The organism is Streptomyces sp. AMJ-169, assembly GCF_055597585.1.
The window spans coordinates 17168-29461 of record NZ_JBVLTJ010000001.1; the positions used below are offsets into that span (position 1 = coordinate 17168).

Annotated in this window: 10 protein-coding genes; 7 read left to right on the forward strand and 3 right to left on the reverse strand. The window is 73.2% G+C overall.

Annotated elements, in window-relative coordinates; all coding sequences use genetic code 11:
• Positions 1 to 78 precede the first annotated feature (78 nt).
• The 3 genes from ACYUD3_RS00060 (at position 79) to ACYUD3_RS00070 (ending at position 1427) form a co-directional block, all read left to right on the forward strand.
• A complete protein-coding gene (locus tag ACYUD3_RS00060; protein WP_470961365.1) occupies positions 79 to 450 on the forward strand; it encodes a helix-turn-helix domain-containing protein in 372 nt (123 codons plus the stop codon).
• A 179-nt stretch (positions 451 to 629) separates the two neighbouring features.
• A complete protein-coding gene (locus ACYUD3_RS00065) occupies positions 630 to 1100 on the forward strand; it encodes a Dps family protein (protein ID WP_470961368.1) in 471 nt (156 codons plus the stop codon).
• A 123-nt stretch (positions 1101 to 1223) separates the two neighbouring features.
• Complete coding sequence (locus tag ACYUD3_RS00070; RefSeq protein ID WP_470961371.1) at positions 1224 to 1427, forward strand: hypothetical protein; 204 nt, start codon at positions 1224 to 1226, stop codon at positions 1425 to 1427.
• Positions 1428 to 1535: 108 nt separating this feature from the next.
• On the opposite strand, the gene ACYUD3_RS00075 is transcribed toward ACYUD3_RS00070, so the two are convergent.
• The 3 genes from ACYUD3_RS00075 to ACYUD3_RS00085 form a co-directional block, all read right to left on the reverse strand.
• Positions 1536 to 2300 (reverse strand): SDR family NAD(P)-dependent oxidoreductase, encoded by a 765-nt coding sequence (locus ACYUD3_RS00075; protein WP_470961374.1) that lies wholly within the window; start codon positions 2298 to 2300, stop codon positions 1536 to 1538.
• 32 nt (positions 2301 to 2332) lie between these two features.
• Positions 2333 to 3118: an Fpg/Nei family DNA glycosylase gene (locus ACYUD3_RS00080; RefSeq protein WP_470961377.1), complete on the reverse strand. Its 786-nt coding sequence runs from the start codon at positions 3116 to 3118 to the stop codon at positions 2333 to 2335.
• A gap of 78 nt (positions 3119 to 3196) precedes the next feature.
• Positions 3197 to 8059, reverse strand: a complete 4863-nt coding sequence (locus ACYUD3_RS00085) for an ATP-dependent helicase (RefSeq protein ID WP_470961380.1) — start codon at positions 8057 to 8059, stop codon at positions 3197 to 3199.
• Between the two features lie 234 nt (positions 8060 to 8293).
• Between ACYUD3_RS00085 and ACYUD3_RS00090 the strand changes: the two genes are divergently transcribed.
• The 4 genes from ACYUD3_RS00090 (at position 8294) to recX (ending at position 12232) form a co-directional block, all read left to right on the forward strand.
• Positions 8294 to 8488, forward strand: coding sequence for a DUF3046 domain-containing protein (locus tag ACYUD3_RS00090; RefSeq protein WP_470961383.1), 195 nt, complete (start codon positions 8294 to 8296; stop codon positions 8486 to 8488).
• Between the two features lie 211 nt (positions 8489 to 8699).
• Entirely contained in the window at positions 8700 to 9854 is a 1155-nt protein-coding gene (locus tag ACYUD3_RS00095) for an AI-2E family transporter (RefSeq protein ID WP_470961386.1), read from the forward strand.
• Positions 9855 to 10333: 479 nt separating this feature from the next.
• Positions 10334 to 11467 (forward strand): recombinase RecA, encoded by a 1134-nt coding sequence (gene recA / locus ACYUD3_RS00100; RefSeq protein WP_470961389.1) that lies wholly within the window; start codon positions 10334 to 10336, stop codon positions 11465 to 11467.
• Positions 11468 to 11473: 6 nt separating this feature from the next.
• Positions 11474 to 12232 carry a recombination regulator RecX gene (gene recX / locus ACYUD3_RS00105; protein ID WP_470961392.1) on the forward strand — a complete coding sequence of 253 codons (759 nt, stop codon included), beginning with the start codon at positions 11474 to 11476 and terminating at the stop codon, positions 12230 to 12232.
• The last annotated feature ends 62 nt before the right edge of the window (positions 12233 to 12294 follow it).

The following is a 12294-nucleotide window of genomic DNA, read 5'->3' on the forward strand; positions in this document are numbered from 1 at the left end:
TCCCCGCACGGCCGCAGCGCTAGGCGGTACGGTGGGGCGAGAAGGATGCGGCTACGCGGTCCGAGGAGGGAGCCACCGATGATTCTGCTCCGTCGCCTGCTGGGTGACGTGCTGCGTCGGCAGCGCCAGCGCCAGGGCCGTACTCTGCGCGAAGTCTCCTCGTCCGCCCGAGTCTCACTCGGCTATCTCTCCGAGGTGGAGCGGGGGCAGAAGGAGGCGTCCTCCGAACTGCTCGCCGCGATCTGCGACGCGCTGGACGTACGGATGTCCGAGCTGATGCGGGAAGTGAGCGACGAGCTCGCCCTCGCCGAGCTGGCCCAGTCCGCTGCGGCCACCCCAAGCCAGCCCGTGCCCGCACCGGTGCGTCCGATGCTGGGTTCCGTCTCGGTGGCCGGTGTGCCGCCGGAGCGGGTGACCATCAAGGCGCCGGCCGACGTGGTCGCCGCCTGAAGTCTGTACGTGTGTGGGGAGCCCCGGCCGGGGTGATCCGAGGGGACTCGGGTTCTGGCCGGGGCTTCCGCGTTTCGCCGGGGATTTCGGCTGCGGGGTCCGGGGTTTCTGCGTTTGCCGGGGTTCCGGGGCGCGCGCATCGTGGAGGGGCACGGTTTCGAGCGCCGGAGGTTTTGCGGATGTACGTCGTGAAGAGCCCGCTGTCCGATGCTGATTTGCGCACGGTCTCCGAGGCGCTCCAAGGGGCCCTCGTCGATCTCATCGACCTCTCGCTGGTCGCCAAGCAGGTGCACTGGAACGTCGTCGGGCCGCGCTTCCGGTCCGTCCACCTCCAGCTCGACGAGGTCGTCGACAGCGCCCGGCTGCACTCCGACACCGTCGCCGAGCGGGCCTCCGCGCTGGGGGTCTCGCCGGACGGGCGGGCGTCCACCGTCGCCGCCGGGAGCGGGATCGGGCAGGTCGCCGAGGGGTGGGTGAAGGACGCCGACGCGGTGGGGGCGCTGGTGTCGGCGCTGGGGGCCGTCATCACTCGTATGAGGGAACGGGTGGGGGCTACGGGGGATGCGGATCCTGTCAGCCAGGACCTGTTCATCGGGATCACCGCGGATCTGGAGAAGCATCACTGGATGTTCCAGGCGGAGAACGTGTAGGGGGTGGGGGTGCGTGCGGGTGGGGTGGGGGCTGGAGAGGGGGGTGGGGGCGAGGTGGGGGCTGGGGTTGAGGCTGGGTCTGGGTCTGGGGCTGGGCGAATAGTGCGGCTGGGGGGTGGGTTTGTGCTGGGGGTGGTGTGGTGGTGGGCCGTGGTGCGGCTGGTGGTGTCGCCGGGGGCCGGGGTGGTGGAGGGGGCGGTGGCTGCCGGGGGGTGGGGGTTGAGTCTGCTGCCGGTGCACTGTGTGCCCAAGGGGCGGGCGGTGGGGGTGGTCGCCTCGGGGAGGTGGCGGGAGGCTTGGCGGGGGAGTGGGGGTGGATCGGGGTGAAGGGGGAGCGTGTTCGGCGGTGAGGGGCGCGTTTCGCTGGCGTGCGCCGGGCGCTTTCACCGGCGCGTCAAGGCGTCTCCGGTGTGCTGGAGGCGGCGTACGCCGTCCTCACCCCGGCATCGCCACCCCGCCGTTGGGGCGCAGGTTCTGGCCCGTCACGAAGGCCGACGCGTCCGAGGCGAGGTACAGGACGGTGTGGGCGACGTCCTCGGGTTCGCCGACGCGGCCCAGGGGGGAGCGGCGGGCCATGTGGGACTCGGTGCGTTCCTGGGTCTCGTCGGGGTGGCGGGCGGTCATGGGGGTGCGGATCCAGCCGGGGGAGATTGCGTTGACGCGGATGCCGTGCGGGCCGGCCTCGGCCGCCAGGGTGCGGGTGAGCTGGAGGACGGCCGCCTTGGCCGCCGTGTAGCAGAGCAGGCCCGGGCTGCTGACGTCGACGGCGCTGGACGCCATGGTGATGATGCTGCCGCCGGAGCCCTGTCCGATCATCAGGGCGGCGGCCTCCTGGCAGGCGTACAGGACGCCCTTGAAGTTGACGGCCAGCACCCGGTCGAGGTCCTCGTCGAGGGTCTCCAGGACCGGGCTGCGGTGCATGATCCCGGCGATCGCGGCCAGGACGTCCAGCCGCTCGCAGGACGCCATGGCCTCCCGCAGCCGCGCGCGGTCCGTGACGTCGAGATGGTGGGTGCGGGCGGTGCCGCCCGCGGCTTTGACCAGGGTCGCCGTCTCCGCGAGGCCCGGCGCGTCCCGGTCCGCCGCGTGCACGGTGGCGCCCGCCTCGGCGAGCAGGACGGCGCTCGCACGGCCGATGCCGCTCGCGGCGCCGGTGACGAACGCGGTGCGCCCGGTGAGGTCGTACGCCTTGAGGGTCATGAGGCGACCGTACGAGGATTTCTGACGGTCCGTCAATTGGCTGGGCCGGTCTGGCAGGACGGGCACCAGTAGGTGGGGCGGTCGTCCTGGGTGCCCGCGCGGACGGGTGTCGCGCAGCGCAGACAGGGGCGGTCCGCGCGGCCGTACACGAAGAGCCCGTCCTGGCCGCGGCGGCCGGTCGTGGTGCGGACCGGGCGGGTGCGGTTGGCCTCCAGGAGGCGGTGGGCGAGGGCGGGGAGCCGGGCCGCGCGGTCGGCGGGGAGGGCGCCCAGCGGCAGCCAGGGGGTGGCGCCGATCAGGAAGCACAGCTCGCTCTTGTAGATGTTGCCGATCCCGGCGAGGTTGCGCTGGTCCAGCAGCGCCTCGCCCAGGGGGCGTGCCGGGTCCCTGAGGAGGTTTTCGAGGGCGCGCCCGGGGTTCCAGTCCGGGCCCAGCAGATCGGGGCCCAGATGGCCGACGCAGCGGTCCTCCTCGGGGGTGCGCAGCAGGTCCAGGACGGTCAGCCGGTAGCCGACGGCCGTACGGTCCGCCGTCCCCAGCACCGCCCGGATCTGGTGCCCCGGGCCGCCGCTCCAGCGCTCCCCGCCGGCATACACCCGCCAGGCGCCGTCCATCCGCAGATGCGAGTGCAGGGTCAGGCCGCCCTCGACGCGGGTCAGGAGGTGTTTGCCGCGCGGGGTGACGTCCAGGACGGTCCGGCCGGTGAGGTCGGTCGTCGCGTACTTCGGGACCCTGAGGTCCCAGCGGGTCAGCGGCCGGCCCGCGAGGGCGTCGTGCAGGCGCTTCGCCGTCTGCCAGACCGTGTCACCTTCGGGCATGGGGACAGGGTGGCATGAGGATGCTGCCGGGGCGGGGTGTCGGCGGGGCGGTACGCGCGCGTGCTGTTCGGTTTGTTGTCATGCGCGCAATCGCAATCCGCGCGGAGTGGCGATGAACCCCGCGTTCTCCAGGACGGTGCCGACGGGAGAGGTCAGCGCCTGGGCGCCGTTGATCCGCTCCACCGTGACCGTACCGAGCGTCCCCGCGCGGGCCGCCTCCGCCAGGGCCTGCGCCGCCTCGCGCAGCCGCGGATCGTCGTCCGGGGTGTCGGCCCCGACGGCGGGCCAGGCCAGCAGCGTCTTGCCGCCGCGCTCCATGTAGAGCGCCAGTTCCCCGTCGACCAGCACCACCAAGGAGCCCGCTTTCCGCCCCGGCTTGTGCCCCGCCTCCGCCGGCGGCTCGGGCCAGGACAGCGCCGCGCCGTACGCGTTCGCGGGATCGGCGGCGGCGAGCACGACCGCGCGGGACGCGGGTGTCCCGGGGACTCCGGTTCTTCCGCTACGGCGCTGGGGGGCGCGTCCGTCGTCGTACGGCGCGTCGGCCGGGGGCGGGGCGCTCCAGTCGTAGCCGGGGTCCTCGGCGGGCGTCAGGCCGCGCGCGGCGCTCGCCGGGAAGCCGTAGTCCGCCGGGGTGCGCGCGGGCGCGGGCAGGGCCTCGCCCCGGTCGCGGGCGCTGGCCACCGCGCGCAGCCGGTCCACCGCGCCGTCCATCGCGAACTGGGCCGCGCCCAGGCCCTCCACGACGTAGCCCCGGCGCGCCTGCCCGGACTCCTCGAACACGGACAGCACACGGTAGACGGCCGAGAAGCCGCCCTCGACGCCCTCGGCGGCGACCGCGCCCCGGGTCACCACCCCGTGCCGGTCGAGCAGCGCGCGCGCCCGCGCGTGGGCGCGGACCGTCGGCTCGCCCTCGGCCGGCGGGAGCAGCGACCAGCGTCCGGCGACCGTCGGGGGGCCGCTGCGGGACGCGGGGCGGGCGACGCTGAGCGAGCCGTAGCGCCCGCGCGGGACCGTGCGCCGGGCGCGGTGGGCCGTGGCGCCCGCCGTGCGGCCCGAGCCGAGGAGGGCGCGCAGGGGGGCGAGCGTGTCGTTGGTGAGCCGGCCGGACCAGGCCAGGTCCCAGAGGGCGTCGGCGAGCTGGGGGTCGGTGGCGTCGGGGTGGGTGGTCGCGCGGACTTGGTCGGCGATCTGGCGGAAGAACAGGCCGTAGCCGCCGGAGAGGGCCGTGAGGACCGATTCGTGCAGGGCCGTCGGCTCCAGGGGGTGCGGCGGGGGCAGGAGCAGCGGGGCCGCGTCCGCCAGGTAGAGGGAGATCCAGCCGTCCTTGCCGGGCAGCGCGCCCGCGCCGGCCCAGACGACCTCCCCGGCGGCCGTCAGCTCGTCCAGGAGCGCCGGGGAGTAGTCCCGCACGCGCGAGGGCAGGACCAGCTTCTCCAGCGCGGACGCGGGCACGGCGGCGCCCTGGAGCTGTTCGACCGCGCGGACGAGGCCGTCGGTGCCGCGCAGGGCGTGGTTCCTGCCGATGTGCTGCCACTGGGGCAGGAACTGGGCGAGCGCGGCCGGTGCGACCGGCTCCAGCTCCTGGCGCAGCGCGGCCAGCGAACGCCGGCGCAGGCGCCGTAGGACCGTCGCGTCGCACCACTCCTGGCCGATGCCCAAAAAAGGAGGGGCGGCGCGAAGCGCCTCGTTAGAAGGGTGGTGGTGGGCGACGGGTGGGCGGAACTCGCCCTGGACGACGCGTCCGCTCGCCGTCAGCCGCTGGAGGGCACCCTCGGTGACGGCGGTGCCGAGGCCGAAGCGGGCGGCGGCCGTGGCGGACGTGAACGGGCCGTGCGTGCGCGCGTAGCGGGCCAGGAGGTCGCCCAGGGGGTCCTTCACCGGTTCCGTGAACGCCTCCGGGACGCCGACCGGCAGCGCGGTGCCCAGAGCGTCGCGCAGGCGGCCCGCGTCCTCGATCGCCGCCCAATGGTCCACGCCCGCGATCCGGACCCGGATCGCCCGGCGGGTGCCCGCCAGTTCCTGGGCCCAGTGGGGTGCGGCGCCGCGCTCGGCCAGCTCGGCGTCGGTGAGCGGGCCGAGGACCCGGAGAGCGTCGGCGACCCCCTCGGCGTCCCTCAGACGCCGCTCCTCGGTCAGCCACCGCAGCTCCCGCTCCAGCTCGGCGAGGACGTCGGCGTCGAGCAGCTCGCGCAGCTCCGCCTGGCCCAGCAGCTCCGCCAGCAGCCGCGAGTCCAGCGACAGCGCCGCCGCGCGGCGTTCGGCGAGCGGGGAGTCACCCTCGTACAGGAACTGGGCGACGTAGCCGAACAGCAGGGAGCGCGCGAAGGGGGACGGCTCCGGGGTGGTGACCTCGACCAGGCGCACCTTGCGGGACTCCAGGTCGCCCATCAGCTCGACGAGCCCCGGGACGTCGAAGACGTCCTGGAGGCACTCGCGGACCGCCTCCAGGACGATCGGGAACGACCCGAACTCGCTCGCCACCTGAAGCAGCTGGGCCGCCCGCTGACGCTGCTGCCACAGGGGCGTACGGCGGCCCGGGTCGCGGCGGGGCAGCAGCAGCGCGCGGGCGGCGCACTCACGGAACCGGGAGGCGAACAGGGCCGAGCCGCCGACCTGGTCGGTGACGACCTGGTCGACCTCGCCCTTGTCGAAGACGACGTCCTGCGCGCCGACGGGGGCCTGGTCGGTGTCGTACGCGGTACCGGCCTTCTCCTGGTCGAGGAGGTCCAGGCCCATCAGGTCGGCGTCCGGCAGCCGCAGGACGATGCCGTCGTCGGCGTGCATGACCTGGGCGTCCATGCCGTACCGCTCGGCGAGGCGGGCCCCCAGGGCGAGCGCCCAGGGGGCGTGCACCTGGGCGCCGAAGGGGGAGTGGACGACGACCCGCCAGTCGCCCAGCTCGTCCCGGAACCGCTCCACGACGATCGTCCGGTCGTCCGGGACGTGCCCGCACGCCTCGCGCTGTTCGGCTAGGTACGACAGGACGTTGCCGGCGGCCCACGCGTCCAGGCCCGCCGCGAGCAGGCGCAGCCGGGCGTCGTCCTCGGGCAGCGCGCCGACCTCGCGCAGGAACGCGCCCACCGCGCGGCCCAGTTCGAGCGGGCGGCCCAGCTGGTCGCCCTTCCAGAAGGGCAGCCGGCCCGGGACCCCGGGAGCGGGGGAGACCAGGACGCGGTCGCGCGTGATGTCCTCGATGCGCCAGGAGCTCGTACCGAGGGTGAAGACGTCGCCCACGCGCGACTCGTAGACCATCTCCTCGTCCAGCTCGCCGACCCGGCCGCCGCCCTTCTTGGGGTCGGCGCCCGCGAGGAAGACGCCGAAGAGGCCGCGGTCGGGGATCGTGCCGCCCGAGGTGACGGCCAGGCGCTGGGCGCCCGGGCGGCCCGTCACCGTCCCCGTGACGCGGTCCCACACCACGCGCGGGCGCAGTTCCGCGAACGCGTCCGAGGGGTAGCGGCCCGCGAGCATGTCCAGGGTCGCCGTGAACGCCGACTCCGGCAGCGACGCGAAGGGGGCCGCGCGGCGGACGGCGGCCAGCAGGTCGTCGAACTGCCAGGCGTCCATCGACACCATCGCGACCAGCTGCTGGGCCAGCACGTCCAGCGGGTTCGCGGGGACCCTGAGCGACTCGATGGCGCCCGTACGCATCCGCTCGGTGACCACCGCCGCCTGCACCAGGTCACCCCGGTACTTCGGGAAGACCACCCCGGTGGAGACCGCGCCCACCTGATGACCCGCGCGGCCCACGCGCTGGAGGCCGGAGGCGACCGACGGCGGGGACTCGACCTGGACGACGAGGTCCACCGCGCCCATGTCGATGCCCAGTTCGAGACTGGACGTCGCGACCACCGCGGGCAGCCGGCCCGCCTTCAGGTCCTCCTCGACCAGCGCGCGCTGCTCCTTGGAGACCGAGCCGTGATGGGCGCGCGCGATGACCTGCGGGGCGCCCTGGGCGGCGCCCGAGCCGCCCATCAGCTCGGCCGGCGCGTGATGCTCCGCCAGCGGCTCGCCCGTGGCCCGCTCGTAGGCGATCTCGTTGAGCCGGTTGCACAGCCGCTCCGCCAGGCGGCGGGAGTTGGCGAACACGATCGTCGACCGGTGGGCCTGCACCAGGTCCGCGATCCGCTCCTCGACGTGCGGCCAGATCGACGGGCGCTCGGCCTTGCCGTCGTCGACCGGGGAGCCGCCCAGCTCGCCCAGGTCCTCCACGGGGACGACCACCGACAGGTCGAACTCCTTGCCCGACTCCGGCTGGACGACCTCCACCCGGCCGCGCGGCGCGAGATAGCGGGCGATCTCGCCGACCGGGCGGACCGTCGCCGACAGGCCGATGCGGCGGGCCGGACGCGGCAGCAGCTCGTCCAGCCGCTCCAGGGACAGCGCCAGGTGCGCCCCGCGCTTCGTGCCGGCCACCGCGTGGACCTCGTCCAGGATGACCGTCTCGACGCCGGTCAGCGCGTCGCGCGCGGCCGACGTCAGCATCAGGAACAGGGACTCCGGAGTCGTGATCAGGATGTCCGGGGGGCGGGTCGACAGGGCGCGGCGCTCGGCGGGCGGGGTGTCGCCGGAGCGGATGCCGACCTTCACCTCCGGCTCGGGCAGGCCGAGGCGGACGGACTCCTGGCGGATGCCGGTCAGGGGGCTGCGGAGATTGCGCTCCACGTCCACCGCGAGGGCCTTCAGCGGCGACACGTACAGGACCCGGCAGCGCTTCTTCGGGTCGGCCGGGGGCGGGGTGGACGCCAGCTGGTCCAGCGCGGCCAGGAACGCGGCCAGCGTCTTGCCCGAGCCCGTCGGCGCGACCACCAGCACGTCCGAGCCCGCCCCGATGGCCTGCCACGCCCCGGCCTGGGCCGCGGTGGGCGCGGAGAACGCCCCCGTGAACCAGCCGCGGGTCGCGGGCGAGAAGCCGTCGAGGGCTCGGTGTCCGGAACTGACCATGCGTCCATCCTGCACCCCGGCACTGACAATCGGCCTGACCTGCGGGTTCGGGGGCGGGAGGGGGGGAGTGTGCCGGGAGTGGGGGCTCCTGGTTCGGCCATGCGCGCGGCGGTAGGGCGGCGGGCGGTCCGTGCTCGTGCCTCACGTACGCCTGCTGCGGCGGCGCCGACCCGTGGGCTGCCCGCGCGCGTGCGCACGGGCTGGTGCTACCCCCGGGCGCGGGATACTGGGGGCATGCGGTTGACGGTCTTCTGGCAGCGGATGGCGGAGCACTTCGGGACGGGGTACTCCGAGACCTTCGCGCGCGATCACGTCATGACGGAGCTGGGCGGGCGGACGGTGCACGAGGCGCTGGCGGCCGGCTGGGACGCGAAGGACGTGTGGCGGGTGGTGTGCGGGGTGATGAACGTTCCGAGCGAGAGGCACTGACCGGGGGCGACGGCTGCGGGGCCCGGGGCGAAGATCGCGGGGGGAGTGTCCTGATGCCGGTGGGGTGGGCGAGACTTGGTGTGTGGCACCCACTGACGAGAGCGGGCGATCGGCCCCGCAGGCATCCCCGTCCGGTCCTTCCCCGTCCGCTCCTTCCCCAGCCGCCGGGCCCTCGGGGCCCTCGGACGAAGGGGCCGCAGAGGGGGCGCGGATGCCCCGGTGGCTGCCGCGGGCCATGGTGCTCGCGCTGGTCCTCTTCGGGCTCTTCCAACTCGGCACCTGGGCGTTCCATCAGCTGCTCGGGCTGCTGATCAACATCCTGATCGCGTTCTTCCTCTCGCTCGCCATCGAGCCCGCCGTGAGCTGGATGGCGTCCTATGGGATGCGGCGGGGGCTCGCGACCTTCCTCGTCTTCTTCGGGTTGCTCGTCGTCATAGCCGGGTTCGTCACATTGCTCGGGTCGATGCTCGCCGGTCAGATCGTCAAGATGGTTGAGGGGTTTCCCGAATACCTTGACTCGGTCATCCACTGGATCAATACGACGTTCCACACCGAGTTGCGGCGGGTGGACATCCAGGAGGGGCTGCTGCATTCCGACTGGCTGAAGAAGTACGCGCAGAACTCCGCCGCCGGTGTGCTGGACGTGTCGACCCAAGTCCTCGGCGGGCTCTTCCAGTTGCTGACCGTCGGGCTGTTCTCGTTCTACTTCGCCGCCGACGGGCCGCGGTTGCGGCGGGGGCTGTGTTCCGTGCTGCCGCCGGCCCGGCAGGCCGAGGTGTTGCGGGCCTGGGAGATCGCCGTCGACAAGACCGGGGGGTATCTGTACTCGCGCGGGCTGATGGCGCTGATCTCCGGGATCGCGCACTACATCCTGTTCCAGGTGCTGGGGGTTCCGTACGCGCCGGTGCTGGGGGTGTGGGTCGGGGTCGTCTCGCAGTTCATCCCTACGATCGGGACGTATCTCGCCGGGGCGTTGCCCATGTTGATCGCGTTCACCGTTGATCCCTGGTACGCGCTGTGGGTGTTGGTGTTCGTGGTGGTGTATCAGCAGTTCGAGAACTACATGTTGCAGCCGAAGCTGACCGCTCGGACCGTGGACATCCATCCGGCCGTCGCGTTCGGGTCCGTGATCGCCGGGACCGCGTTGCTGGGGGCGGTGGGGGCGTTGATCGCTATTCCCGCGGTGGCTACGTTGCAGGCGTTCCTTGGGGCGTATGTGAAGCGGTATGACGTCACCGATGATCCTCGGGTGCAGGGGGAGCGGCGGGGGCGGGAGGCCGGGGATGGGGGCGGCGGCGGGGGCGGGGGTGGCGGCCGGGGTGCTGCCGGGGCTGTCGACCGGGTGCGGGCTGCTCTTCGGCGGTAGGTGGTTCGCCTTGTCCGGTGGGTGGGGCGGGGACCCGGCGGGGGGTGTCCCGTCCTCGGTCCGGCGGCCCTCCCTGTTTCAGAGGGGACCGGTGTTCTCGCCGGACGCTGCGGGCGGGACACCCCCCGCCGTGTCCCCTTCCCGCCGTTCGCGGGCTCCCCCCCCGCCTTCCCGCCGTTCTGCCTTCCGCGCCGTTCGCGGGCTTCGCGCCGTTGTGTGTCGTGTCTGCCGGGTCTGTGGGCCGTGTGAACTTAGTGTCTGGGGGTGGGTGTGGTGCTTGACATCGAAATCGAACATCCATTCTCATTGAGGTTCCGGTATGGGGGCCTGTGGAAAACCTCGTGGGTGATTTGTGCCTGGTTAGGTTGATTTGCAAGGGAGTTATCCACAGGCCGGACCGGCGTCGGGGCGCGTTGTCAGTGGCAGGCGTTAGCGTCTTGGACGTGAAGCGATCGACTCAAGCAAATCGGGTGGAACCCATGGCAGGCACTGACCGCGAGAAGGCGCTGGACGCCGCACTCGCGCAGATTGAACGGCAATTCGGCAAGGGCGCGGTCATGCGCATGGGCGAGCGGTCCATGGAGCCCATCGAGGTGATCCCGACCGGGTCCACCGCGCTCGACGTGGCGCTGGGCGTCGGCGGGCTGCCTCGTGGCCGTGTCGTCGAGGTCTATGGACCGGAGTCCTCCGGCAAGACGACCCTGACGCTGCACGCGGTGGCGAACGCGCAGAAGGCCGGCGGGCAGGTCGCGTTCGTGGACGCGGAGCACGCGCTGGACCCCGAGTACGCGCGCAAGCTCGGCGTCGACATCGACAACCTGATCCTGTCGCAGCCGGACAACGGCGAGCAGGCGCTGGAGATCGTGGACATGCTGGTCCGCTCCGGCGCGCTGGACCTGATCGTCATCGACTCCGTGGCGGCGCTCGTGCCGCGCGCGGAGATCGAGGGCGAGATGGGTGACAGTCACGTGGGTCTCCAGGCCCGCCTGATGAGCCAGGCGCTGCGGAAGATCACGAGCGCGCTGAACCAGTCGAAGACCACCGCGATCTTCATCAACCAGCTCCGCGAGAAGATCGGCGTCATGTTCGGCTCGCCGGAGACGACGACGGGTGGCCGGGCGCTGAAGTTCTACGCCTCGGTGCGGCTCGACATCCGCCGTATCGAGACCCTGAAGGACGGCACGGACGCGGTGGGCAACCGCACCCGCGTCAAGGTCGTCAAGAACAAGGTCGCGCCGCCCTTCAAGCAGGCCGAGTTCGACATCCTCTACGGCCAGGGCATCAGCCGCGAGGGCGGTCTGATCGACATGGGTGTGGAGAACGGCTTCGTCCGCAAGGCCGGTGCCTGGTACACGTACGAGGGCGACCAGCTCGGGCAGGGCAAGGAGAACGCCCGTAACTTCCTGAAGGACAACCCCGACCTCGCCAACGAGATCGAGCGGAAGATCAAGGAGAAGCTGGGCGTGGGCGTGCGTCCGGAGCAGCCCGCCGCTCCGGGCGCGGACGCTTCGGGTGCGGCGGCCGACACCGGTGCCGAGGACGACGCGGCCAAGACGGTGCCCGCCCCCGCCGCCAAGGCCGCCCGGACCAAGGCCGCGGCCGCCAAGAGCTGATCTGCCGTGACACGACGAACCGAATGGGCCGAGTACTCCGCCTCCGGCGCCTTCCCGGGCGGCGGGGGCGAGGGCGCCGGCCCTGACTGGGGGGTCGAGGAGCGCGACGGCGGGTGGCTCCAGGAGGAGCGCTCGGGTGACGGCGGCGGAGCGCGCGGGCGCCGTCGAGGGAGGAACCGTGGCTTCGGGGAGCCGTCCGGTGGGCGGTCCGCCGAGGACGGGGGTGCCGCCGACCCGTCGAGGGCCGGGAAGGGGCAGGCCCCCGCGGACCCGGCTGAGCGGGCTCGGGCGATCTGTCTGCGCCTGCTCACCGGGACCCCGCGTACCCGCAGACAGCTCGCGGACGCCCTGCGCAAGCGGGAGATCCCGGACGAGGTCGCGGAAGAGGTGCTGTCGCGGTTCGAGGAGGTCGGGCTGATCGACGACGGCGCCTTCGCGGACGCCTGGGTGGAGTCCCGGCACCACGGCCGGGGGCTGGCCCGGCGGGCGCTCGCCCGGGAGCTGCGGACCAAGGGCGTCGACGCCGCGATCGTCGACGAGGCCGTCGCCCAGCTCGACTCCGAGCAGGAGGAGGCCACCGCCCGCGAGCTCGTGGCCCGCAAACTGCGCTCCACGCGGGGGCTCGACCGCGACAAACGGCTGCGTCGGCTCGCCGGCATGCTCGCCCGCAAGGGCTACCCCGAGGGCCTCGCCCTCCGAGTGGTCCGCCAGGCCCTGGAGGCGGAGGGCGAGGAGACCGACTTCCTCGACAGTGGGCAGGAGTGACAGGAGTGAAGTGAGGGGTGCTGAGTCTTTGCCGGCGGTGGTCGGTTCGAGCACAGTGGTGG